At 41.0% G+C, this 25,323-nt stretch carries 23 protein-coding genes and 1 pseudogene; 13 read left to right on the forward strand and 11 right to left on the reverse strand.

Translation table 11 applies throughout. The annotated features are described in order from the left end of the window. Nucleotides 1-69: 69 nt before the first annotated feature. The 5 genes from V7K40_RS12780 to V7K40_RS12800 form a co-directional block, all read right to left on the reverse strand. A complete protein-coding gene (locus tag V7K40_RS12780) occupies nt 70-996 on the reverse strand; it encodes a phosphodiester glycosidase family protein (RefSeq protein WP_334960042.1) in 927 nt (308 codons plus the stop codon). Between the two features lie 84 nt (nt 997-1,080). After that, entirely contained in the window at nt 1,081-2,361 is a 1,281-nt protein-coding gene (locus V7K40_RS12785; protein WP_334960045.1) for a DUF4912 domain-containing protein, read from the reverse strand. A gap of 644 nt (nt 2,362-3,005) precedes the next feature. Beyond that, entirely contained in the window at nt 3,006-3,542 is a 537-nt protein-coding gene (gene pyrR, locus V7K40_RS12790; RefSeq protein WP_334960047.1) for a bifunctional pyr operon transcriptional regulator/uracil phosphoribosyltransferase PyrR, read from the reverse strand. An 89-nt stretch (nt 3,543-3,631) separates the two neighbouring features. Next, nucleotides 3,632-4,603 (reverse strand): adenosylcobinamide-phosphate synthase CbiB, encoded by a 972-nt coding sequence (gene cbiB / locus V7K40_RS12795; protein WP_334960049.1) that lies wholly within the window; start codon nt 4,601-4,603, stop codon nt 3,632-3,634. A gap of 253 nt (nt 4,604-4,856) precedes the next feature. Then, nucleotides 4,857-5,297, reverse strand: coding sequence for an Rrf2 family transcriptional regulator (locus tag V7K40_RS12800; RefSeq protein WP_334949528.1), 441 nt, complete (start codon nt 5,295-5,297; stop codon nt 4,857-4,859). A gap of 472 nt (nt 5,298-5,769) precedes the next feature. Here V7K40_RS12800 and V7K40_RS12805 point away from each other — a divergent pair, with 472 nt between their 5' ends. After that, nucleotides 5,770-6,183 (forward strand): AbrB family transcriptional regulator, encoded by a 414-nt coding sequence (locus V7K40_RS12805; protein WP_334960052.1) that lies wholly within the window; start codon nt 5,770-5,772, stop codon nt 6,181-6,183. Between the two features lie 398 nt (nt 6,184-6,581). On the opposite strand, the gene V7K40_RS12810 is transcribed toward V7K40_RS12805, so the two are convergent. Beyond that, nucleotides 6,582-8,486 carry a chloride channel protein gene (locus V7K40_RS12810; RefSeq protein WP_334960054.1) on the reverse strand — a complete coding sequence of 635 codons (1,905 nt, stop codon included), beginning with the start codon at nt 8,484-8,486 and terminating at the stop codon, nt 6,582-6,584. A 497-nt stretch (nt 8,487-8,983) separates the two neighbouring features. On the opposite strand from V7K40_RS12810, the gene V7K40_RS12815 reads away from it, so the two are divergent. Both V7K40_RS12815 and V7K40_RS12820 read left to right on the forward strand, forming a co-directional pair. Beyond that, nucleotides 8,984-9,370, forward strand: a complete 387-nt coding sequence (locus V7K40_RS12815) for a hypothetical protein (RefSeq protein ID WP_334960056.1) — start codon at nt 8,984-8,986, stop codon at nt 9,368-9,370. A 224-nt stretch (nt 9,371-9,594) separates the two neighbouring features. Beyond that, nucleotides 9,595-9,732, forward strand: a complete 138-nt coding sequence (locus V7K40_RS12820; RefSeq protein WP_334960058.1) for a hypothetical protein — start codon at nt 9,595-9,597, stop codon at nt 9,730-9,732. Nucleotides 9,733-9,850: 118 nt separating this feature from the next. Here the strand turns inward: V7K40_RS12820 and V7K40_RS12825 are convergent, their stop codons facing one another. Then, nucleotides 9,851-10,750, reverse strand: coding sequence for a hypothetical protein (locus tag V7K40_RS12825; protein ID WP_334960060.1), 900 nt, complete (start codon nt 10,748-10,750; stop codon nt 9,851-9,853). Nucleotides 10,751-11,001: 251 nt separating this feature from the next. Here V7K40_RS12825 and V7K40_RS12830 point away from each other — a divergent pair, with 251 nt between their 5' ends. Beyond that, complete coding sequence (locus V7K40_RS12830) at nt 11,002-11,613, forward strand: hypothetical protein (protein WP_334960099.1); 612 nt, start codon at nt 11,002-11,004, stop codon at nt 11,611-11,613. Nucleotides 11,614-11,806: 193 nt separating this feature from the next. Here the strand turns inward: V7K40_RS12830 and V7K40_RS12835 are convergent. Further along, nucleotides 11,807-12,097: pseudogene (locus tag V7K40_RS12835) on the reverse strand (Dethiobiotin synthetase); the annotation flags it as partial. A 210-nt stretch (nt 12,098-12,307) separates the two neighbouring features. On the opposite strand from V7K40_RS12835, the gene V7K40_RS12840 reads away from it, so the two are divergent. The 7 genes from V7K40_RS12840 (at nt 12,308) to V7K40_RS12870 (ending at nt 18,074) form a co-directional block, all read left to right on the forward strand. Continuing rightward, nucleotides 12,308-12,544: a hypothetical protein gene (locus V7K40_RS12840; protein ID WP_334960062.1), complete on the forward strand. Its 237-nt coding sequence runs from the start codon at nt 12,308-12,310 to the stop codon at nt 12,542-12,544. An 18-nt stretch (nt 12,545-12,562) separates the two neighbouring features. Then, the gene (locus V7K40_RS12845) at nt 12,563-12,811 is read left to right on the forward strand and encodes a hypothetical protein (RefSeq protein WP_334960064.1); all 249 of its coding nucleotides are present in this window, start codon (nt 12,563-12,565) and stop codon (nt 12,809-12,811) included. A gap of 478 nt (nt 12,812-13,289) precedes the next feature. Beyond that, nucleotides 13,290-13,535, forward strand: coding sequence for a photosystem I iron-sulfur center protein PsaC (gene psaC, locus V7K40_RS12850; RefSeq protein WP_012411495.1), 246 nt, complete (start codon nt 13,290-13,292; stop codon nt 13,533-13,535). A gap of 434 nt (nt 13,536-13,969) precedes the next feature. Beyond that, nucleotides 13,970-15,850: a glutamine--fructose-6-phosphate transaminase (isomerizing) gene (glmS, locus tag V7K40_RS12855; RefSeq protein ID WP_334960066.1), complete on the forward strand. Its 1,881-nt coding sequence runs from the start codon at nt 13,970-13,972 to the stop codon at nt 15,848-15,850. Between the two features lie 265 nt (nt 15,851-16,115). Next, nucleotides 16,116-16,730: a hypothetical protein gene (locus V7K40_RS12860; protein ID WP_334960068.1), complete on the forward strand. Its 615-nt coding sequence runs from the start codon at nt 16,116-16,118 to the stop codon at nt 16,728-16,730. After that, nucleotides 16,712-17,716 (forward strand): AIPR family protein, encoded by a 1,005-nt coding sequence (locus V7K40_RS12865; RefSeq protein ID WP_334960070.1) that lies wholly within the window; start codon nt 16,712-16,714, stop codon nt 17,714-17,716. Before V7K40_RS12860 ends, V7K40_RS12865 begins: the two co-directional genes overlap by 19 nt. 97 nt (nt 17,717-17,813) lie before the next feature. Beyond that, nucleotides 17,814-18,074: a type I-MYXAN CRISPR-associated protein Cas6/Cmx6 gene (locus tag V7K40_RS12870; RefSeq protein WP_334960101.1), complete on the forward strand. Its 261-nt coding sequence runs from the start codon at nt 17,814-17,816 to the stop codon at nt 18,072-18,074. 347 nt (nt 18,075-18,421) lie between these two features. Here V7K40_RS12870 and V7K40_RS12875 read toward each other — a convergent pair whose 3' ends face one another. The 3 genes from V7K40_RS12875 to V7K40_RS12885 all read right to left on the reverse strand — a co-directional run bounded on the left by V7K40_RS12875 (nt 18,422) and on the right by V7K40_RS12885 (nt 22,038). Then, nucleotides 18,422-18,718, reverse strand: a complete 297-nt coding sequence (locus V7K40_RS12875; protein WP_334960072.1) for a hypothetical protein — start codon at nt 18,716-18,718, stop codon at nt 18,422-18,424. 159 nt (nt 18,719-18,877) lie between these two features. Beyond that, nucleotides 18,878-20,965 (reverse strand): LysR family transcriptional regulator, encoded by a 2,088-nt coding sequence (locus tag V7K40_RS12880; RefSeq protein WP_334960074.1) that lies wholly within the window; start codon nt 20,963-20,965, stop codon nt 18,878-18,880. Between the two features lie 23 nt (nt 20,966-20,988). Then, a complete protein-coding gene (locus tag V7K40_RS12885) occupies nt 20,989-22,038 on the reverse strand; it encodes an LLM class flavin-dependent oxidoreductase (RefSeq protein WP_334960076.1) in 1,050 nt (349 codons plus the stop codon). A 576-nt stretch (nt 22,039-22,614) separates the two neighbouring features. On the opposite strand from V7K40_RS12885, the gene sfnG reads away from it, so the two are divergent. Together sfnG and V7K40_RS12895 are read left to right on the forward strand one after the other, a co-directional pair. Then, a complete protein-coding gene (gene sfnG, locus V7K40_RS12890) occupies nt 22,615-23,709 on the forward strand; it encodes a dimethylsulfone monooxygenase SfnG (protein WP_334960078.1) in 1,095 nt (364 codons plus the stop codon). A gap of 327 nt (nt 23,710-24,036) precedes the next feature. After that, nucleotides 24,037-25,245, forward strand: coding sequence for an SfnB family sulfur acquisition oxidoreductase (locus tag V7K40_RS12895; protein WP_334960080.1), 1,209 nt, complete (start codon nt 24,037-24,039; stop codon nt 25,243-25,245). The last annotated feature ends 78 nt before the right edge of the window (nt 25,246-25,323 follow it).

Below are 25,323 nucleotides of genomic sequence, written 5' to 3' on the forward strand. Positions count from 1 at the left end.
GTTGATGGTACAAAAGTCGATGTTTACAACGGGCGTAGTTACGTTACAGCCCTAAACTTCTAAACTATTTTATTTTTTGTAAATTAAAAAAACTGAACCAATCGGCCCAAGGTTTTCTACATAAGTTTTCTGGTTATAATATAATCCTGGAGACATCCCTCCATCAAATAAAATCCCTTCTTGAATCTTACCTAAACAGTTATTGCTAGCAATGCCTTCTAGGACATTATCAAACATATCTGGCAGTAACTCTTGATTAACTTGAGACAATTCAATATTTGAATTAGCTTTTAAGTCATTAACTAATAGTATTACATAGCCTTGATTAGTGATAGCTGCCAGAGAGCGATTAGTTGCATTTTTACAGGCAAATTCTCCCAAATCTTGACAAATATCTTTAAACTTACCCTGACGATAGAATCTGCCATTACCGCCCACTAAATTATAATTTAGAATATCGCTCTTTCTTCTACCAGTTTGGATAGTAGCCTGTCGCTGGTTGGGTGTACCTCCTGATATCCCAAAGGAAGAACGTTTATTTTTAAATGCTCCTGAATACTCTACGCCACGAGAAACATTTAAGCCTTGTGGTTTATCATCAGTACCTATATAGTCGGCATTAATTGCGGCAATGGGTAGTTGGCCGTTTAATTTAGCATTCTCATCGCCGATCAGTTCATGAAACTGTTTTGGTACATATTCTTTACGCAGTTTCCCCCTACTATCTTTGGCGTAGAGTTTATGAGATAGACCAACATTAACTTTGAAATCTAATTCTGCTGATTTGGGATTAAAAATAATCACATTGTTAATACCTCTTTGATTTTTTTTACCTTGATTATTGGTTTTAAAAAAATCAATACTGAACTTAGCATCTTTACCAAGGCAAGTTTTAGATGCTTTTGTGACTGAATTTGCCTCAATCTCTTGACAACCTGATAAAAAGCTTGCACCAATTATCAAGCTAAATAACAAAAATAATTTTTTTGTAGACATATAATGCAAAAAAAACCGCTACAGAATTACTATAGCGGGGAATAATTTGAAATTTTAGTTTGGAGTTAATCTAAGAGCCAAAACTTAAGAGAACCATTCTAAAACAGCTTCTTCTTTGGTGTTAGTATTCCGAGATGGTGTCTCACGATTAAATTTCATTTGAATTGACCGGGTTTGCTCACCATCAGCAGCTACAGCCAAAATCGGATAGTCGATTAAACCATCCTGGAAGGACATCTGGAAGCGGAATGTCCCATCTGGATTTAACTGAATTGCCCGGCCACCAATGGTTACGGTAGCATCAGGTTCAGTTGCACCGTAGACTATCAACTCAGCATCGGCAATTAACCAGAACTGGCGCGGACGAACTGGTACAGCGGAAGCCGAGAAGCCAACACCTGACATTCCTGCACCAGAAGCAGTTAAGCCAGATCCGGTGGGAATTGCCCACAGACCCACACCAGATGGGAAAATGTAGGAGCTAATGGCTTGTTCAGGACGCGCTGAACCTGGTACTTGTTGCTGGGAGCCGAAGATAGAACCAGCAACCCGTTGTGCTTCAGCAGATTCGGCTAAACCAAATATTTCGTCGTAGATGGGGTTACCGTTGCTGTTGCTGTTGCTGTTGCCATTCACATTCACACCATCATTGGCGGTAACTGCAATCTTCTCAGCAGGGTGAACCAGTTCGTACTGAGTCTCACCACGCAAATCTTCTTCAAAGTTGACAGTGATGAAGACATCTTCAATCCAGTCAGAAGGATAGACGGGAGGAATGTGTACTTTAGCAGAACGAGCTAGTACCAACCAGCGACCATCAGCAGCACGATAACCGATATCGATCACATAATCGCGATCGCTAACTGGAACTGGTAGATACCATTCTCTAGCTAGTTCATCAGCAGGATATTCTTGAATACTGTGGGGGCTTTGGTATTCGATATTGATGTCGGTGACATCATAAATCCGTAGTGCGAGTTGTTGTCCTCCTTGTCGGCGCAGTTCCTGTTTATGTTCATTCGGAATATCCCAGTAAGTGTAAGCCCACTGAGGATCGCGCGGTAAGAGGACAATCCGGCTTTCACCATAGCCAGAGGGCAGATCGGCGAGTCCTTCATCAACATCAGCCAAAGATCCACCAGTCCGATCTTCTTGACCTAATTCAAACTTAGCTGCTTCCACGGTTTCTTGTGCCTCCAACGAACGAGATGGACTAAGCAAAGTTTTGCTGCGCTGGACTTCTAAAATTGATGCCAGCAATTGTGATTTACGCATTCGGCTATAGCGAGAGATGCTATATTCGCTGGCAACTCTGCGTAGTTGCCGTAAGGTCATCTCCTCTAGTGGTGGGCGTTCTTTTGCCATTTATTTGGCCTCCAGTAGTTTAAGCGGTAAATGATTTCCCCTGGTTAAAGAATGCTATATAAAATGTCATCCACTCCAGATGAACTTCTTATTCCTGACTCCTGGTTTTGCCCAGTTTTTAAATTGAGATCACTTCCAACCAATTCCTTGTGATGCCAAAATCAGCATTTCTTTGGGATCAAAGAAGTTCTATTTATTATGTTAAATCAATATTAACCACTAAGCATATATCGGGATCAAGGGGTTTCAAGAGGTTTTTTACCTGTTTCACGAATTTATCAGCTCTTCTGGGATCTTATTGTCATGTTTTCATAACATTAGTAGCTGTTTAGCTGTTGAGTAATGGTGATAATGTCAATTTTTCATGACATTAGGTTGTGGGTTAGCCAAAAACCGTAATCCATAAACAAAGGAGTAGGATTCAAAGGGGTTATGTCGTTGATCACAAAACAGGTAAGCCAGTGCGGATGATGGGCGGGATCATTGATATTACCGAACGGCTTGCCGTGCTGCGCGATCGTAATTGGGTGCAAGTAGAATTAGTTAGCTAAAACTTGCGATCACAAGTTTTGGCTAATATCACCCTGAAAATTCGTCAGTCTTTACAAATCGAGCAAATTCTTCAAACTCCTAACTCCCAACTCCTAATCTCCAATCAACTCCACTGCATCTCGTCCATCGCAATTTTGTAAGTAAACTTTGACAACTTCTTCTTTAGCAGTAGGCAACTGCTTGCCAATAAAATCTGGGTGAATTGGTAATTCTCGATGACCTCTATCTACTAATACAGCTAAACGAATCACCTCTGGTCTACCGTACTCGTTGACTGCGTTCAAAGCAGCGCGAATCGTCCGTCCTTTGAAAATAACATCATCCACGAGTACAACCGTTTTCCCCGTCAGGTCAAAAGGAATTTCGCTTTTTGTTGGAGTCCGCAATCCAATTTTATCGAGGTCATCTCGATAAAATGTAATGTCCAAAGCGCCGACTGATACGGGTACACCTTCGAGTGTCTCAATCTGACGCGCCAACAATTCGGCTAATAACGCACCCCTGGTATAAATACCAAGAAGCACTAGTTGAGACAAATCACGTGTCCTTTCCACAATTTGAGAGGCGAGGCGAGTCAAGGTACGACGGATTTCTTTTGATGAGAGAATTTCAACTACTTTGGCAGACATAGCGAGTCATAAGTTAGGAGTGATGAGTTAAGAGTTAGGAATTTTTATTCTTAACTCTTAACTCCTAACTTTTAACTTTATATTTATCATTACCTATTTGGGAGTATTAAGAATATAGCGATCGCTATCCCTAACCATAGCAAAAAACAATATCGAGTCAGCTGCAAAGCATTCTGAATAGAAGTTGCAGTAATCGGATAAATAGCATCTCCTAGCAGTGGTTTGTACTTAGCTACCCCACGATACCAATTTGTACCCCCCATCTGCACACCCAAAAAAGCAGCATAGGCGCACTCACTCCAGCCAGAATTGGGACTAGGATCATTAATTGCATCTCGACGACAAATTCGGTAAACATGCATCGGTTTACCTGATAACAGCGCCAGAGTCACAACTGTTAACCGACAAGGTAGCCAAGTCAAACAATCTTCCAACCGCGCACAGAACCATCCCAAATAAGTATACGGTGCTTCCCGATAGCCCACCATTGAATCAAGGGTACTGCTGGCTTTGTATGCTAAAGCCAAGGGAGTTGGCCCCACAAGTGGCACAAAGATACCAACAATTGCATAAAAAAGTGGAGCCATTACCCCATCGGTAGCATTTTCTGCAACCGTTTCTAAAACGGCTCGTGAAATTTCTGCTTGTGAGAGGTTTTGTGTATCTCGACCAACGTAATTACTTAAAATCTTCCGAGCCTGCCCCAAATCTCCCGCTGTTAAAGGTTGTAAAACAGCCACTGCTGCTGCTCGCAAACTTCTGCCAGCAAAACAACTAGCCAAAAAAATACTATCTATTGCAATTCCCAACAACGGATGAACCCATCTGGCACTTTGAATAATCAAAAAGCCAACAAGGCCGCTACCAATTATTAGGATAATGCCTAGTACAATTCCAGCTAGGCGTTGTGTTAAAGAATTTTGACACAATTGCAGAGAAAATTTAGTCAGGCGAGAAATTACCCACCCCATAACTTGCACTGGATGAGGCCAATCCCAAGGATCGCCAATTAAGTAATCTAAAAGTGCAGCAATTATTAAGACATAGATGCTATTAGTCATAAGTTACTGGTCAAGGGTCAACCAATTTTAGATTTTGGATTTTGGATAATGGAATTGACCCTGACCACGAAAACGAACAGCGGTACGTTCGCGTTAGCGTCTCCAAGAGTTGTCCGGAGCATGAACCAAAAAACCTAAAATCTAAAATTCGTGGTCAAGAGGAGCCAGTCATGTGCGGGAGTTACCTTTGTTAAATGAACTGGCTCTCAAGGGTCAATATTTGGATTATTGACTATTGACTATTAACTCTTTACTAAACCACAAAACTAGCCTCTTCTCCAAGGGAAGCCTGCCAGCTACGAGCATCGTAATAAAGGTCTGCCAGAGTAATACTGTACAAAGCTTCTTTAAGCTTTTGGTTGAGTCTCTGCCAGAGGCTAAATGTTACCCAATCTTCAGCTTGTGCAGGTGCTGGGGTGTGATGGGGTAAATGGCTAGTCTCGCCAACTGCTTCTAAAATTTGTCCTATAGATATTTGTGCAGGCTCTCTTGCCAATTGGTATCCACCGATGCTACCACGAATTGATTTCACTAAAGACGCGCGACGCATTTCTATTAGTAATTTTTCGAGGTAAGGAGCTGGGATATCTTGGCGTTTGGCGATCGCTCTCACTGATACAGGACCATATCTTGGCTGTAAACTCAAATCTAGCAACGCCTTCACACTATAGTGTCCTCTGGTAGTTAGTTTCATTTTGGCAAGGTTTATTGTTTAGTCAATAGTCAATTTTCCAGAGTCCAAATATTGACCCTTGAACGGTAGTTGCTCTTTTTGGGGAAACACGCTTATTACTCCATTTGGGGAGACCCTAAGACCGCACTGCCTCCTCTTCCTTTGATTAAGGATCAGTTTTACTTATCATTCTCTGACTCAGTTATCATCTAAAGCTTGTAAACAACCTTTTGAGCGTTAGTTTAGAAAACTTAAAACTTGTATAGTCTAGCAGTGATTCACTAACTATATATATATAGTTATCAGCATTGCCAGCATTCTGTAAAATAGATTGTCTTGGCAATATTGTTAATCACATAACAATTGTGCCTATGAGTGTAATATACTTGGCTAGGTTGAGATAAAAACTAAAGGATTATGTTCCTATTAGCTCAATGTCAGCTAAAATAAAATCGATTCAAACACTTCAAACATTCATTTTCGACCTAAGTTAATGCCTAAACAGAAAAAAATTGAACCCCTAATCGGTGAAGAACTGCTCAAAAAAGTCAAAGAGCTAGAGAGTGAGAGCAAGGAAGACAAAGCCAAAAAGTGCGGCTACTATACCATTACCAAAAACGGTATAGAACGCGTCAATATGATGAAGTTCTTAAATGCCCTAATTGATGCCGAAGGTATTCAGTTGGACAGTACACCCAGTGCTAATGGGCGTGGTGGACGTAGTGCCAGCTATAGAATTAGTGTGCAATCGAATGGTAACTTACTTATAGGTTCAGCTTATACAAAACAGATGAATCTTAAACCAGGAGATGAATTTCTGATCACTTTAGGCAAAAAGCACATTCGTCTGAGACAGGTAGATCCAGAAGATCGGGAAGATGATGAAGCCATAGAAGCCACAGCTTAATAATACAGTCAAGAGTCCAAAGTCAATAGATTTTAGATTTTGGATTGACCCCGCCAATAAACGGATGGGGCTTGAAGATTTTGAATTTTGGATTTGTGTCACCCACAAGGGGTGAAAACGCGTAGCGAGACATTAGTCTGGCATCAACCTAAAAGACGCAAGGGGAGCGCAGCGTTAGCTAGTCCGCGAACGCGAACAGCGTCTCGTAGAGAGCGTCTGGCTCGCTCTAAGCGAAGGCGAACAGCCTCTCTAAGAGTTGCCATGCCGTTGTGCAAAGCATTTCGCAGCGTAAAGCCTTCTCTTTGAGAAGGCTTTACGCTGCGCTATCGGGTTTTCTTTCAATCTAAAATTGGCACTCAAGAGTTATTAATCAAAAGTCCAAGATTTTTGACCCTTGACTAATTATTAATAACTATATCTGTGGTGGGTAAGACTGGTAAATAGTGGCCAAGTGCCTTACGCGTAACTGCTAAATTGCAGGTTAATGCAATTTGCTCTCTTTCTAGTAAACCCAAAATGCGATCGGGTTTGTCTCGTGCTACCACTGGTAATTGATGCAAACCTCGAAGAGTCATGCGGTCTAAAGCTTCAGATAATAGTTCATCCTGCCATGCGTAGAGGATTTCAGTAGTACAAATGTCTATGAGGGTTTGACTGGATAAATTATCTGGAATTTCAGTTAGCGAATTTGGGTAAGTTTGCCAAAGAGCAAGGGCGCGGTTAATATCTTCCAGAGAAAGTATACCAACTAATTGCTCTGCTTCATCAATTACTAAAGCACTCCGGGCGCGATCGCGGATCATTTCCACAGCTGCATCTAACACTCCAAGGGTTGCAGGTAACTTTTTTGGACAGGGGTACATGGCATCTTCTACCAAAATTTGCTGCACAATTTCCACTTTTTCATCTTTCAATTCAGAAAGACCAATTTGTTGTAGGTTAGAGTTAGAGTTAAAAGTTGGTTTAATCCTTTCCACTAGCCAAACACTCAAACCCACAGCTGCCATCAACGGTAAAACAATTCGATAGTCGCGGGTTAATTCAAACAGCATTAAAATAGCTGTTAACGGCGCTCTGACACTAGCAGCCAGCACTGCTGCCATTCCTACCATTGCATAAGCTGGGGGAGCCGCCATCTGATCGCAAATAGCCGGGAATGCCACAGCCAAAATCTTGGCGTAAGCCGATCCAAAAGAAGCACCTAAAAACATTGCTGGTGCAAACAAACCGCCAATGAAACCACTACCCGTACTAATTGCAGTCATCAGTAGCTTCACTACCAACAGCACCACCAACAAGTAGAGTGGAAACTCCACATCCTGAAGCATTGCTTCTACAGTTTCATAACCGACGCCCAGAATTTGCGGGAAGTGCAAAGCAACTGCGCCAATTATCACACCGCCAATAATTGGATGAATCGGCTCAGGAATTCGTCCCAAAAAGTCAAAACCTGGAACCTTTCCAGCAAAGCAGGCTTTTGCTCCCCGAATTGATTGAGTATAAGCCAAAGAAACTAAGCTGGCCCCTAAACCCAAGCCAAGATAAAGGGGTAATTCCAAAGGACTACGGACTTGGTAAGCAGGTAAATCAAAAGCAGGTTGTGCCCCCAAACCAATTTGGGCAATTAGTGCTGCTACCACCGCCGCTAGCAGCACCACACTCACAGCAGAAGTAGCAAAAGATGTAGCTCCCATTACCACCTCTAGGGCAAAAAATACTCCAGCTATGGGAGCATTAAATCCAGCAGCGAGTCCAGCTGCCGCGCCAGCACCTAACAGCAAACGTTGTCGTTCTTGAGATACATTTAGGATCACAGACAACAACATCCCAAAATTTGCGCCAATTTCCACACTCGGCCCCTCTGGCCCCAAAGAAGCACCGCTTCCCAAAGAAACAGATGCGGCCAGCATCTTCGTAACTGGTCGTAGTGGTCGTCTAATCTCTGTTCCCTGAGAGGAAGCGATCAAAGATGAAAGTTCAGGGCCAAAGTCTTGAGTGCGCCAGCGCATCAAGCCAACGATTAATCCGCCAAGAGTGGGAACGCAGGCTAAAGTCCAAGCACCCCAGACGCCGATTTGACCCATTAAATTTTCCAGCATCAGCTGATGAATCAGCTGGATTGAATAGTGAAAGGTGACTACACCCATACCAGTACCACCGCCAATGAGCATGGCTAAAAACAGCACAACTGTTTCTGGGGATGGTTGAAAACGATTAATTAAGTGAGCTAAACGAGCGGAAGGTGTAGGAAAGGCAGGTTGTTCCGTTACCTTCCTCAGTTGAGTGGGAGGCAAGAGAGTCATTGAGAGGCGGGGTAAATGTAAGAAAAAATTTAAATTTTTATCTGTTACTTCTCATTGTGAGCCATTATTTAGCAACCAGACAAGTAGACTTTATTTGCTTGATTTACAAAGCTTTAGCAAAAAATGTTATTGTGCAAAATTTTTGTGGGCAGAATGGTTAAATGGGAGACAATTGTTATTTAAGGGTGAACGATGCCTAAGTTGGGCTATTTGGCATCGCTAGTGGGGTGCAAGTGAGCGCCAACACTATTACTTTCTAGAGACAACAGAGTTTTTGTGGACTGGGTGGACGCACTCGCAAACATTAACTAGGAGTCATCCTTGCCTAAATCTAGCTATACTCGTGTTACGACCATTGAGCCATCCTTTGTAGTAATACAATGTATGTATGATTTATGCCTGATGTCAGACCATACTTGGAAGTCTGCTAAGTATTGATCGGCATTCAATATAACTATTGTTATAGAGCGAGTAAATGGACTAGGCGGACGAGGTAAATGAATATACACACCTTTGACAATCATTATGTTACTTGCCCAATTTGCCAAAGAAATGCTACACCAAAACTAGTTAAAACGCGTATGGGCTTGTTTTGCTGTCCCTATTGCCAGGAACGGCTAGTAGTTTGCCAAAGCGGTCATTATGTCCGTGATCCGTTTACTTGGAGACAATTGATGATTTCTTCGGCCTTACGTCGTCAAAGCAGACCTTTAGCTAGGATTATCAGAGATTTTGTCCTGCTGAAGCGTCCTATGGTGGCCTTGGCTGTAGGAAGTGCCATTTTCTTTAGTGCGATCGCCCTGACTCAGGAAAGCACAAACTATGATCGGCAAGTTTTTCCCACAACAGAGAAAGTTAATGAACTAGGAAACAACTCTCAGTAAATGGATTACTTTAGTATAAATCAAATCTTACTTTGGTTTTTGTAATATTATAACTAAATACTTCTGTGAAACCGTGTTTTATTGCCCCAAATAGAACACGATTTTACATTATGTCCGTTTAAAGATCCATCCTGCAACAGTCAACTTATTGTGGATGTCCACGGGATACAAGTATTACCGTCAACATACAACGGCTACACTACAGCGAACTTACTATCAAAAGTGTGTTTCATAATACACATTACGATGTGCGATCGGCGTTATCACTGTTAGCTAGTCGCAAAATTACCTTTGAGTTACTTATTAGTGAACAGTGGCCATTAAAAGATTTAGAACAGGTGTTTGGTGAGATGAAGGTGTAACAGGTAATTAAGGTAGCGATGATTCCTTAGTTTTTTGCAGAGTACAGCAGATGATCTTGGTTCTAGCCAAACAATGTAGAAAATCTCGTTAATAAAGAACCCATGAACCCTACTGACATTAGCCTTTTCTAGCTGCTAAACGGGCATAATCTCCTAGCAATTGAGACTTCTGAGCCTCAGATTTGAAGTTAAAAAGCCACATTTCTACCAATCCAATGATGACACTTTTGCGCCATAGTGCTTTTCTCTGACATGTCCTCACTCTTTGCGATTGATCAAAATAAGCTTCTATAGAAATATCTGGCAATAACTGTAAATTCAAGTCACGCATCATTTTCTGCCGGAATTTTAGATGCGATCGCAATAGTTCTTCAGGAGTTACTCCCTGTTGAACAACAATTATCCCCCTTGGGCGGCGTAAAAAGGCATAGACAATAGCTAGATTAGGAGAATTATCTCTAAAACTAACTGACCATTCTTGCTCTAAACCACTGCTAATAGCACAAAACACGATTGAACGCCCAGGTGTTTGTATCACTTCTGCAAAACAAAGATGTTTTGGATGGCAAAAAAGTCTAGCGACAGTAAGGGTAGATTCTGAGAGTTCTAAGTCACTAATTTTAGAAAAACCGAGGGACTCTAAAGCATTCGTGTAGTAGTTGAAAGTCTTAGTATCTATTTGAGATAGAGCTTCTAACTGTGTGGGTACAAAGTTTAATTTACTAGAAATATTTGAGGAAAATAATATCTTAACAACTACCTCAAAGAAGAGAATAAATGGGAATATATTAATAAGTATATAACAGATACTTACCGGAACAAAATTTAGACTTAGTAGATACTGGAGTATTATCTTAGCGCCAAAAGCGTTCCAAATAAACCAAAAGCTAAAAGCATAGATATATGTAGTTGTTTTCATATCTGGATATTTGTAGGTATTTAAATGCCACATCTTGGTAGATAGCCCTATATATTTACTATCACCAGCATCCGAAATTGCTTTATGTATAATTCCCAAAAAATCAATACCTCAAACATTAAAAGACAAGATTTTCTACAGATCCTTCTCCCAAAGCTACGGTAGTGTACACAAATCCTAAAAACCTAGCTTGATGAGGCTTTCCTTGTTCCCATGCGGAACATTTTCTACCGCGAAATAATCTGCGATGTCTTAAGTTGGGTTGACGCTTGAAATAATCTTGCTGACAAACGGGAAAACTATGGTTACTCCCTAATGGGGAAATTTCCATGAAAGTCCTGAACAGTAAAATGCTCAAAAAATCTCTGCTTAACTTTTTGATTTTGCCTTTTTCTCTAACACCCTGGCTGTGCGTGGGAACGCTTTTTGATTCTAAAGTTAATGCTTTACCAGGGCAAAGTACAGAGGAAGTAGGCACCTGGATTAAAGCACATCCTACACTCCGCCCCAGGAGTGGAGAGCAATTGTTTGTCCAAAAGACTGATACAGCTGCTCAACGATTCACTTTTCAAGCGTCGGTATTGCCTGCCGGTAGGGTGGAATTTTCTAAAGACCGTAGCAGAATTCGCAGTGAGCGGATTGCCATGTATGATGCCATTAACGGCATGACATTTGCGCGTCTCCAAGAATCCTTGCGGGTGATTTATGGTTTGGAGATTTATCAAGACTACGATCGCGCTCAGGTAGTGTACGAGTATCCCAACCAGAGCGTAATTAACTCAGCGCGTTTTGCCAAAACTCCAATTCGGGAAGCTTTTAAGGGAGAATTACGAGTAGGCGATCGCTATGTATACTGGGTGGAAATTGCCCAACCCAAAACTGGCAAAGCTTTTATCGGTCAAATGACGATTTTGCTCAAAACTGATCTAGACAAGTTAAAAAATGAACTGCAAATTCGTTAATGGGCATTAAGCATTGCGGTAGAGGGGAAAAACTTACTGCAAGCAACTTCCCCCCTGCTCCCCTGCTTTCCTGCTCCCTCATCTCTTCTCGTTTAAAAATTACTGAATTGGTGTTCTACAACTTCCCCAACCCTACAGGAGCAAGGGTTTGCCATATACCCGAAAAGATACTTTCAGATGCTAAAGAAATTCAAAGCAAATCTTCCTTCAGTAGTGGTGGCCAATCTATCCCGGCTTTATGCCCTGCGGCAAATAACTGTTGCGCTTTAATGCTTAACTGATAAAGGGTCAAAGCTAGTTGCCGGTCTAGGCTCTTTGCATCTTTGAGGTCTTCAAAGACCACTTTCAATGCCAATAAAATTAAGGTGATCTGACCAGGTATCGGCGGTTTACCCTGTTTCATACGCGTTAACAGGGCATCTGGGTTTTCCTCGGTTGTAATTGTCTGATCTATGAGGAGTTTCCGAGCTGTTTCATAATTCATGTAGTCAGTTTAGCGTACATGTTGCTTCAGCAGGAATACCTAATTAAAAAGTCATAAAACTAGCTTCTGATTATTTATAACAATCTTATTTGATTTGTGAAAAGATAGGCGTGGAGAAAATAATGGGGGATTTGCGATGCTGTAGGTTAACCAGTATAGACTAAATATAATATCTTTGAAAAATACGCCCCGCTTGGAATCAGAAGCAAAATGATATCACCGAATTTACTAGAAATTGAGCGTTCCATCCGTACCTTGTCTGTGGAAGAACAACTTTGGCTGCTAGAAAGTATTGCTAGACAAATCCGAGAAAATGAGTATACAAATGATAAATTTGCTGATGCCGAAAATCACAAAGAAAAACTAGAAGTGATGGTTACTGAACCAAGGATTCCAATAGAAATTGCTGCGATAAATGATGAGTTTGCGATTTCTGAAATTCTCTGATATGTAAAAGTAACAATTATGAGTTCGCCAGATTTAAAAAGTCAAATATACAAGTTATCGGTGAGCGCTCGCTTAAAATTCCTTGAGGCGAGATTTGATAGACTTACTCGCAGTGATGCTAAAAACCAAGACCAACAGTTGATGTTGTTAACTAAACAGGGAGAGATAACTGTTTGGTTCGCTCACACTTCTAAACCTCAGGTTTCAGCTAGAGCAATCCTATCTGATTTGTTCAAATTCGCGGTGTCTAAATCCCCGACTTCCTAAAAATTGTCGGTAATCTGACTTTTCACGAATGATTTAGGACTGGGATCGCAATCCTAAATGAGTTGTAAGAAAATTCACCCCCCGCTAACGCCTTCCCCCCGATTCCTTGGGGGGACTACAGGGGGGTCGCAATAATTTCAAATTCTGCGTGTTTGATTTAGGACTGCTATATATAGTTGCCAATCAATAAGTACCATAGATAACTTCTGCATCTAAGTCTTGTAGATTGACTTTTATTTCATTTGTCTTTACTATTCAACCACATTATGATATCTAGGTGGGATAAATACGCTCCGATGATGTTGCTAATTAATCGGGCAATAGGGACGATCTCGCAAAAACAACTTATCAAGGGTGCTCATTACATTGTTTGAAGTTATGTAGCCTTTTGATTACGGCCTATCAACCACTGCGGTAAACTATGCGTTGATTATGATTCTTTCGCAGAGAAGAACACTCGAAAGGAGCGGTTTTTTCAATGTCTCATACAGTAAAAATCTACGATACCTGCATTGGCTGCACCCAATGCGTCCGCGCTTGCCCTACTGATGTACTGGAGATGGTTCCTTGGGATGGCTGCAAAGCTGCTCAAATTGCCTCTTCACCCCGTACAGAAGACTGCGTGGGCTGTAAGCGCTGTGAAACCGCTTGTCCCACCGACTTTTTGAGCATCCGGGTTTACCTGGGCGCTGAAACAACTCGCAGTATGGGTCTAGCTTACTAAAAAGCTCAGTGCTGAGTCACCGAACTTCTGATCGCGATGTGGGTCTACTGTCCAACCGTTTTTTCCAGAACGGTTGCCTTGTATCCTTTGGACATAAGGGAGAGGTGCAAGCCTTTACGCCTCTGGGCAGTGATACAGACCATCAAAGAAAGCCTCCGCACCCTGCGGGAAGCAAGCTACAGAGTTTTCGCTGAGTCCTGAGTTTTGAGGCAAAAGAAGTAAATCAAAAAAACAATTTCTTGATTCTTCATTCAGCCTTCAGAACTCAGAACTCAGTACTGAAGAATTTTAAAGTTTCTTAATAGCAAGCATCTTTAGCAATACTTAGTGGTAGAGGGAGTAAATTACTCCCTTTTTTGTTTGCAAAACGTCAAGTTTGTGCTACCAACTAGACATACTGGATTTAATCATCCTAAAAAAAAGCGGTGTGAACAATGTGCGGAATCGTTGGATATATAGGCACTCAAGCGGCAACAGAGATTTTACTGGCTGGGCTGGAAAAACTAGAGTATAGGGGCTACGATTCTGCTGGAATCGCCACTATTTGGGAAGGTGAGGTAAATTGTGTACGGGCAAAGGGCAAACTGCATAACCTGCGTTCTAAACTCGAACAAATAGAAACGCCCGCCCAAATTGGTATTGGTCACACACGCTGGGCAACTCATGGTAAACCAGAAGAGTACAACGCCCATCCCCACATGGATACAGCAAAGCGAGTGGCGGTGGTGCAAAATGGGATTATCGAAAATTACCGCGAGTTACGCGAGGAACTCAAAGCAAAAGGACACCAGTTTCGTTCTGAAACCGATACAGAAGTAATTCCCCATCTCATAGCCGAATTTTTAAAGAATCTTCCCCCTTCATCTCCCTCATCTCGCTTCTTAGAGGCAATTCGCCAAACCGTTAACCATTTGCAAGGGGCATTTGCGATCGCAGTTATTTCTGCTGACTACCCTGATGAATTGATTGTTGTCCGCCAACAAGCACCTTTGGTAATTGGTTTTGGGCAAGGGGAGTTGTTTTGTGCCTCTGACACCCCAGCGATCATTTCCTACACCCGTGCAGTGCTACCTCTGGAAAATGGCGAAATTGCCCGCCTCACACCTTTGGGCGTTGAGATTTACAATTTTGCTGGCGACAGGTTGAAAAAACAACCCCGACTGCTCAACTTCAATCCTGCATTGGTAGAAAAGCAGGGATTCAAACACTTCATGCTCAAAGAAATCCATGAGCAACCAGGGGTAGTAAGAGCTAGTTTAGACGCATACTTTAATCCAGCCGAATCTACCGAATCGCCAATCAATCTTGGTTTATCTGCGGATTTATACAACGATTTAGAACAAATTCAGATCGTCGCCTGTGGTACTAGTTGGCACGCAGCATTAATCGGAAAATATTTACTCGAACAACTAGCAGGAATTTCAACTCAGGTACATTACGCTTCTGAGTATCGCTATGCACCATCACCTGTGACAGCTAACACGTTGATCATCGGTGTTACCCAATCAGGTGAAACTGCTGATACTCTAGCAGCTTTGGCGATGGAAAAAGAACGTCGTCAGGGAAAAGAACACAAGTATCATGCGCGACTACTGGGTATTACCAATCGCCCAGAAAGCAGCCTTGGTCATATGGTACCGCATGTCATCAGTACTTTAGCGGGAATTGAAATTGGGGTAGCGGCGACGAAAACTTTTACCGCCCAACTGATGGCATTTTATGCTTTGGCATTGGATTTAGCAGCTCGTCGTCAGACAGTTTCAAAAGATGTATTAGAAAAAATTATTAACGGGTTGCAGCAGATTCCCAAAGAAATTGAAGCAACCTTGGAAAGTCAGGAACGTTTAACTGAACAGCTAGCCCATGAATTTGCCGAAACCAAAGATTTCATTTTTGTGGGAAGGGGAATTAACTTCCCCATTGCTTTGGAAGGGGCGTTGAAATTAAAAGAAATCAGCTACATTCACGCCGAAGGCTATGCGGCTGGAGAGATGAAACATGGCCCGATCGCTCTATTAGATGCGAAAGTACCAGTAGTTGCGATCGCAATACCTGGTAGTGTTTACGAAAAAGTTATTTCTAATGCCCAAGAAGCCAAAGCCAGAGATTCTCGGTTAATTGGCGTGACTCCCATCAACGATGGCGAAGCTGCGGAAATTTTTAACGATCTTCTTCCCATCTCTCATGTAGAAGAATTACTTTCTCCGATTCTCACAGTAGTTCCTTTGCAATTATTGGCTTATCATATTGCCGCCCGTCGCGGTTTGGATGTCGATCAACCTCGTAACCTTGCTAAAAGTGTTACCGTAGAATAGTATTATTTTATACTTAAAAAATAATGTATAATGGCTTCTGAAGAAGTTCTATGGCTTGCAGAAGCCATTTTTATGGCAATGATTATAAGTATAATATATTTATTAATACTTAAGTAAGTATTCGCTGGATTTGCAATAAAGGGTAAAATTATCCAAATGCGATCGCAAAAACCCGAATGTATATTTTTACAACGTCTTTATACTACAAACAAGTCTGTAAAAATTTGAGCCGATAACATCCAAGTTAATTACATCTACCAACATTATGAGTGAAATCCACCTACGTCAAATAAAGTCATACCTTCAAAAAACATTTAATGGTTTGATTGACTTATCAGATTATCAAAATAAATCTGAAACAGACAGAGAGTTAATTTTCTTAACAAGAAGTCTAGCTGCATTTACTTTGATGGTTTTAGCTAATATCTCTCCTCAAGAAGCATCAAAATCGATAGTTGATGGTGGACAGGATAATGGAATAGATTCGCTTTATTTTGACAGGCGAGAAAAAATAATGTATGTATTACAGTCCAAATGGAAACAAGACAGTAAAGGTAGTGTTAAAACAGATGAGGTAATGAAATTTACTAGAGGTTTTAAAGACTTGGTAAATGCTAGATATGACAGATTCAACTCAAAATTTAATAATAAAACTCTAGATATTGAAGAAGCGCTGAATGACGCAGGAACAAGATTTGAAATAATTCTTGTCTATTCAGGTCAAACTCCCTTAGCAGATGAACCAAAAAGAGAATTGGATGATCTATTAGGTGAGATGAACGATTCATCAGATATTCTTAGTATGAGAGTATATAACCAGGCATATATATATAACGTTATATCTCAAGGAGCATTGGGCAAGTGTCTGCTAGGGAAGTAGCTGATTGGTGGACTAAACATTCTCCTAAATTGTTCTCTTCAAATATTAGGCTTTTTGTAAAAGATAGTGAAGTTAATGAAGGTATTATCAATACACTAAAAAAAGAACCGGAAAAATTTTGGTATTATAACAATGGTATAACAGCTTTGTGTTCTAGTATTGGGAAAAAACCGCTTGGCGGTAGTGGAAGAGACACGGGTATATTTGAATGCAAAGATGTCAAAGTAGTTAATGGCGCTCAGACTGTTGGATCGATAGCAAGAGCATATCAAAATTCTCCTGAGCAGGTTGAAAAAGCAAGAGTTCTTATTCGTTTTATCTCCTTAGAAAACTGTCCTGAAGAATTTGCTACAGAAATTACTCGATTCAACAATACTCAGAACCGAATTGATCGTCGAGAATTTGTAGCTCTCGATCCAGAGCAAGAAAGAATAAAAAATGAACTTCACTTAGAAGGAATTATTTATACTTATAAGTCAGGTGAATCAATCCCAGATGGAGAAAAAGGTTTTGATTTAAATGAAGCTACGATTAGTCGAGCGTGCAAACAGAATGAGGTTTCTTTCGCCACGCGAGTTAAAGATAAAATTGGTGTTTTATGGGAAGATATAGAAAAACCTCCATACAAAACTCTCTTTAATACATCAGTAAATGGTTCTAACCTTTGGAAATTAGTTCAAATATTAAGAGTAGTAGAGAATAAATTATCAGAAGTACAAAAACAACGAGATGGAAGAGAAAAGTTATTTGCTACTTATAGTAATCGTCTTATACTACACCTAGTTTACAAAGCCTTGGAAAAGAATTTTTTTAGCATATCATCTGATTTAACCCCAGTACAAATTAATGATATTCAATCTATGACCTCAAAGTTCTTGGGTAGTATTATGAGTGAAAGTAGCAACCTATTTCCAACTTCCTATCCAGCAAATATCTTCAGAAATGTAACAAAATGCCAGGAAATTGTGGAAAAAATTTTAAATTGAGGACGATACTGTCGAAGTCCCAGTAATTCGAGTTGGTACAAATGAGGCTTTTCCTATTCTTCAAGGAAATTTTAGAAATGCTGAGTCATTTTCTGCGATCGCCCATTTGGAACCTGAACTTCATAAGTTAAATACAGTTGGAATTCATACTATTGCAGGTATTCCCAAGGAAGGCGTAATTCAGCTAACTAAAAATTCTAGGCTTCGGATTCGGCTACCAGTAGATCAAGTGCATTTGGTTTATCCGTTAGCAGGTAAGCCCCTGAAAATTAGCAAGCATACAATTCGCTTGGGGATTCCTGAAATTTATTTGCTTGAGCCTGCTGAGAGACTGCGATCGCGTATAGTGATTATTTAGGGTTATCAAGAACCGGAATCATTTTTAGCAGCTGCACAGCGTCAGTTAGAACAACTAAGTATCCAGGCAAAAGCTCCCTGAGCGAAGTAACGCTCCCTGAGCGAAGTCGAAAGGAGCAGATCAGGTATCAAGGATTCGGAGGGGATGCTAGGATGAATCAGTGGCAAATGGTTTCTATTGGGAGAAGTTTTGCATACATCACCAACCAAAATTACTGATTTGGCTTTGACTGGAGAGCGATGCGTACGGCGGTAAACTACGCACTTTCGGGAAACTTCCGGGGCGATCGCTCAAATCCAAACCCTCAACAAACCAGGGGAAAGCAGGCGAGTAATACCAATTCGTAATTAGGAAAGCAGATATGGTCTGGTTTTTGCAGTTTGAATATGTTGTCGGATTTTAGAGAATTGGGTAAAACCCTTCGCATACCGATAAATTTCTCTGTTTACCTTCCCTGTAGCAGCTTCCGCCTTCCCTGTAGGAACTTTTGCCAAAACGTTTCCGTGTTTCGCGCAGCCTGTAGCAACTTCCGCCTTCCCTGTAGGAACTTTTGGCTTGACGTTTCCGTGTTTCGCGCAGCCTGTAGCAACTTCGGCCAAGACGTTTCGGTGTTTCGCGCAGTCTGTAGCAACTTCCGCCTTCACGTTATAAGAAACAGACTTCTATTGCAGCATCTTCCCTTAAATAGAATACGCTTTTAAGGTATAGCAAGTTTTGCAGGGGTAAAGGGAAAGGTTTTTCTTTTACCCTTGTTAATATAACGTGAGTTCAATTACTGCGATCGCATACATCACCAACCAAAATTACTGGTTTGGCTTTAACTGGAGAGCGATCGCCATTGAATCTTGGAGCAACAGATCATATTTATTATAGAGAACTTTCATGTGTCGGCTAAACTGTTCCTCGACAAAATAGCTGCTAGAAAATTCACTGGCAAAAGAAACTTGATGAAAATGATAATCTAGATTTAGCAGATTGTAGACAAGTCTCAAGAAATAATCATCTATCCAAAAATCTACATCAAACAGGGAAATGCCATATTTTCCTTCCAACCTGCGATTTAAAGTTTTCAGCAACCAAGACCATTGAGGTTTGAGGGTCGGATCGATGCGGTTACCAAAGATAGGATTAAAAAACTGATTTACTTGAGTTTCTCTCACATCAGTTACTTTAGTTAATAAATCTGCCGCATTCATTGGAGATGAATTAAACCAATAGTTAGCAACTACTAAATCATGTAAATAAGCAACGACAATTTTAGGGTTTTCTTTAATGAACTGTGAGCGACAGACAATTCCTCTGATTGATGGAATTCTCAAACTAACTGTCTGAGATATGGGCAGCTTTCTCACAAAAGCATATCCTTCTAAAATTGAGGCAAAAGTATGACAACACACGTAAGCATCTATAGTTTTATTTGCTAAACTCTTACTTGCTTTCCGAGGCTCTTCATTCACTAATCTGCAATCTTTACTGACATTCATATCATAGAGGTCAAATAGAGTAATGATGAACCTGTGAGCATTTGAACCAAATAAGGTGGAAATTCGTTTCCCTTTAAGCTCTTGAACAGTGTTTATAGAAGAATCTTTAGGCAGAATAATGTTAATATCCTCACCCAAAAGATTATACGAAGCAATTCCAATTAATTTAGAACCAAAACTTAAATCATCAAAGAATTGGCTACCATTATTCAAGAGAGAAATGTCATCTAAAATACAAATATCCAGTTCTCCCCGTTTCATCTGTCGATTCATTTGTTCCCCAGAGGCGAACGGCAGAATTTGTAACTCGAAATCTCGATTAATTTCAATATTTTTGAAAATAGGTTGTTCAAGTGATGACGATGCTCTTTGTAAATCAGAAATATATTTAGTCCCATACCCAGCAATGAACTGTCCGATGGAATCCCTTTGAATACCTATCCTCAGAACATTTTCTTCTTTGGAAGAACAGCTACCTAAAATTAGATTCACATTAGGCAAACTTTCCAAATTATCCCGATCAAGTCTAAAACTTCTCACCAAACTCTCTGCGGATATCAACAACTCACTAAAGCGAGGAACATGAAGATAAATGCCATATTCATTAACATCTTGAATAGTCAGAGTTAATGCTTTGTACTTAGATATTATATCAGCTTGACAAAAGTCAGGTAGAATCGTTAATTTTTGATTTTCTGAAGCATATTTAAGTACATCTGGATAACTATATAGCACCTTTGCATTACTAGATTTACTGATCAAAAATTCATTTTTAGATAGTTCATGATGAACCGCATCTAAAAGCACAACATCAGCTAGATCAATATCATTGATTTTAATTAAGCTATGTTCATTGAGATGCTTATTTGCCCCAAAGGAAACAAGCAGCATTTTATGAGTTGTTAATCTAGTACAGTGGTGTTCTTCCTTATATCCAGAGCAACTATTAAGCAAGAGATCCATCTCTATAAGTTGAGAATTTGAGAAAAATATGCTATTCTGAACTGCAATCTCTTTAATATTTCTCCCTGGAAAACAAAGCTGAAATCGCTGTAAATATTGTTTGAGCCAGACTTCTAAAATTAAATTAGTAGCCCCCAGTATCAAATCTTCGCCCTCAGTGCTAAATGTTGCTTGAAATTCTTCTTGCAGATTTTCTACAGTTTCTACTACATTAAGTGTCTGGGAAATCAATCTCTTCCCTTTATTAGTCAAGCATATAGAGCCAGGAGAGCGATTTAGGAGAATTACTCCGAAATAATCCTCTATTTGCTTGACTTTTTTACTAATTAATGCTTGACTATACCCTAGTTTTTGTCCTGCTTTAGAAAAGCTACCACAGTCATTTACTGCTTTTAAAATTTTGATGTGGTTTAGGGTAATGTCTTCGAGTTTAATCTTATTCATACTAGGTAAAGCAAGATTTTTAATTACAAGGCAATTAAGCTGTTCTGCTGTGTATATTCAGAAATCACTAGTTTATGGAAGCGAATAGTGTCTTCCAACATAGATTCAAATTTGAGTACTATTAAGTCAACGCCAACGGCTTCGTATTCTTTCAAGCGTTGAATAACAGTATAGCGATCGCCAACGAGTTGAGCAGATAAACCCAGATTGGCTTCAATGGTTTGACTGATATCGAGTTTGTTGTGGGCAACTACGTTAGGATCGATTTGCTCTTGAAAATATTTGATCTGCTGCTGATCCGCAGAACGATAAATCGCCTCTAATCTGGCTTCGGCTTGGCCAGTATCTTCACGAACGATCGCAAATGCACTCATTGCTACTTTAATCTGGCGCTGGTAGCGATCGCTAGCCAATCTTTTCACTTTCTGCACCAATGCTGCCGTTTTTTTAGGATGATCAGCATTGATAAATAAATAATCTCCCTGACGAGCCGCTAACTCAATCGCCCGGTCTGATTCACCAGCAATGAAAATGGGTGGTGTTGGTGTAGGCTTATCTGAGAGAATACCACCTGCGATCGTGTAGTATTTACCAACGTAATTAAAAGCTTCAACTGTCCACAGCCCCTTGATTACATCAATATACTCTTCTAATCGCGCGTAGCGATCGCTGTGGGGTAACCAGATATCTCCATAGCTTTCTACTTCTAATTTCCACCAACCTGCAATACCACTCAGAGCAAATCTACCATTACTGAGTTGATTTTGAATGTCTGCACTCAGCTTGGCAACGACCGCAGGTAGTTTAAAACCAGGTTGTACAGCCGCAACAATCTTGATATTCTTGGTATTCAAACTTGTTAAAGCTGCTGTAATCCAGGCGTCAGTCACATTATAGTTAGGGCCATGAACTGCATTCAAGTAATGTTCAGGAATGTAATAGAAGTGATAACCTAACTCATCTGCCTGAACTGCCAGCTTCACCAAATCTTGCGTGGATAAATTAGCCTCATGGTTGACAACTCGCAACCATCCACCACAGACCGGCGACCAAATTCCAAACTGAAGTGGCATAAATTTTTTCCTGTGCCTTTTTCTACGAGACATTAATTAAACTACGGTATTTATATCTTTTTACCGTGGTTTAGTAGTTCACACTACCACATTTATTTCTGCTGTGTATAGTTGCAGATGACACATGAAAATCAGTTGTCTATCACAATATGGAATAGTATCGATACTTTGTTGAGTCCTGATTCCTAGTTTGCTCTGACTAAATCAGGCTGATAACCAGCAAATATCAAATAATAATTAAATACTTAGTAAAATTGGCAGTATTCCATTTTGGAATATGGAAATGGAATTTAAGTATATTGAGTCACGACATCGGAGAAATTATCGTGATACAGTCTGATCCATTAAAAACTACAGTACTTCAGTCGGGTTATGGTATATTACGACCATCAGAACCTGAAATTGTCTACTTGTAAACTCAGAGTAGTTTCCAGCCGCTCTGAAGCTTTAAATTTTGACTAAAATTTTGTCGGCTCAAATTTTAGCTGATTTGTTCCTGATGACAAATTAGGCTTTGTTGCATCATAAGCAAATTTAGACAAATAACCAAGCAGTTTCAATTACAAACGCACAATTATGGTAGATATTAAGTTTGCATACTGGATTCCCAACGTCAGCGGGGGGTTAGTTGTTAGTAAAATTCCCCAACGGACAAATTGGACTTATGAATATAATGCTCAACTAGCTCAGACGGCTGAAGAAGTTGGATTTGAATATGCTCTAGCACAAGCTAGATTTATCGCCAGCTATGGCGCTGAGTACCAGTTAGAGGCATTAACAATTGTCTCAGCTCTAGCTCCAGTCACTAATAAATTAAAGCTAATTGCAGCAGTTCACCCAGGATTATGGCATCCGGGAGTAGTTGCCAAAATGGGTTCTAGCATTGATTTTCTCTCTAACGGACGGTTCGCTCTGAATGTAGTTAGCGGCTGGTTCAAAGATGAATTCACTATCTATGGTGAACATTGGTTAGACCATGACGAACGCTATCGTCGTTCAGAGGAATTTATCCGCGTTCTGAAAGGTTTGTGGACTGAGGATGAGTTTCACTTCAAAGGCGACTTTTATCGGATCAACGGTGGTTGGGTGAAGCCTAGACCAATTACTCAACCGCATCCAGAAATTTTCCAAGGTGGTAACTCAAAAGCGGCTCGGCGCATGGCTGGTCGTGTATCTGATTGGTATTTTATGAATGGCAACACTATAGAAGGTGTGCGAGAGCAGATTGCAGAGGTGTCTGCATTAGCTCGTGAAGAAGGACGCAAAATCAAGTTTGGTTTGAATTCCTTTATCATCGTGCGTGATACGGAAGCAGAAGCCCATGAAGTATTGCGCGAAATCATTGCCCAAGCGGATGTCGAGGCAGTTAAGGGATTTGGCGAAGCCGTGAAACAGGCGGGGGCCTCGACTCGTGAGCATCAGGGGATGTGGGCAAATTCAAATTTTGAAGACTTGGTGCAGTATAACGATGGCTTCAAGTCGGGCTTGATTGGCACGGCTGACCAAGTAGCTGACAAGATTCGCCAGTTTTATGAAGCGGGAGTTGATCTAATTCTTGGTGGCTTCTTACACTACTCAGATGATCTCCCAGCATTTGGTAAGACAGTAATTCCGATTGTGCGCGAACTACAAGCTAATCGTCGAACATCTGATGAGTTGGTTGTGGTCTAGATTAACAGGAATATACTTTGTAGGGGCGGATTTTGTAGATTAAAGCTGTTCTAGATAACGCCTAAACTCCTACAGCAACAATAATTAGCGATCGTAAATACTAAGCCATCTTGTCCATCACCAACATTAGATGGGCAAGATGTCCATCCCTCAACTAGGATGTGCTGATCAAATACAAATATTTCGCGTTGTCTCATAGTAGTGGCGATTATGAGTCAATACAGTTCAGATAAGACCAAAACACTTGTAGAGACGGCGATTTCTCGCGTCTCTTAACTGAACCGTATTGGATTATGAGTCACTCAATCATAATCAAGGAGTTTTAGGATGACATCAATAATTAATACAGAACAGAAGGCATATATTATTCAGAATGACCAAGAAGCGATCGCGATCGCTCACGAACTAGCAGCTGAGTTTGCCAAGGAAGACTCAGAGCGCGACCAAAATCGGCGTCTACCTGCCCAGGAAGTGCAAAAGTTCTCCCAGAGTGGATTGTGGGGGATTACAGTCCCTAAAGAGTATGGCGGTGCTTTTGTATCGAGTGTCACCTTGGCAGAAGTAATTAAAATCATCTCCGAAGCCGACTCTAGCCTCGGTCAAATTCCCCAAAACCACCTCTATATGGTGGAAGCAGTTCGCCTAGATGGCACAGATGAGCAGAAGAAGTTCTTCTTTGATTTGGCTCTACAAGGCAAGCGGTTCGGTAACGCCTTCTCGGAAATTGGCACTAAGTCTGTTACTGATGTCCAGACAAAATTAGAACCAGATGGATCTGACTTCGTACTTAACGGACGCAAATACTACTCTGCTGGTGCACTACTAGCACATTGGGTTCCCGTCATTGCCAGCAATCCAGATGGTAAAACAGTGGTGGCATTTGTCGAACGGGATGCCCCAGGATTGACGCTACTTGATGACTGGACGAGCTTCGGGCAGCGTACCACTGCCAGCGGCACTAGCATTATTGAAAATGTGAAAGTTAAGGCAGAACACGTGATTCCGCACTACTTAGCCTTTGAGAGGGCAACACCAATGGGTGCGATCGCGCAAATCATCCAAGCCGCCGTAGACGTGGGAATTGCCAAAGCCGCAGTCCGTGACACCATCTACTTTGTTCGCAACCATACCCGCCCTTGGGTTGACAGCAATTTAGAAAAAGGATATGAAGACCCGCTAACGCTCTATAACTTAGGCAATGTACAAATTCAGGTTCACGCTGCTGAAGCATTGCTGCGACGTGCGGGTGAGTTTATCGACATCGCCAACGAGTCAGGTTTAGAAGAACCCAAGGTAGTTGAAGCATCGATCGCAGTTGCTGAAGCCAAAGCCTTAGCCACCGAAGCATCACTACTAGCTACCAACAAGTTGTTTGAACTAGCAGGTACTAAGTCTACATTGGAGCAATTCAACTACAATCGTCACTGGCGAAATGCCCGCGCTCACACACTCCACGATCCCGTGCGCTGGAAGTACTACGCTGTTGGCAACTACTTCCTCAATGGTGTCTACCCCCCACGCCATCCTTGGCTGTAATTGTCCTATTCTCTATTGGAGTAACTCAATTTTGGATTTTGGATTTGTTTGGCAATTCAATATGTGGTCTTTCACAGA

Origin of the sequence: Nostoc sp., from assembly GCF_036917195.1 — a bacterium.
Taxonomy (GTDB): domain Bacteria; phylum Cyanobacteriota; class Cyanobacteriia; order Cyanobacteriales; family Nostocaceae; genus Nostoc.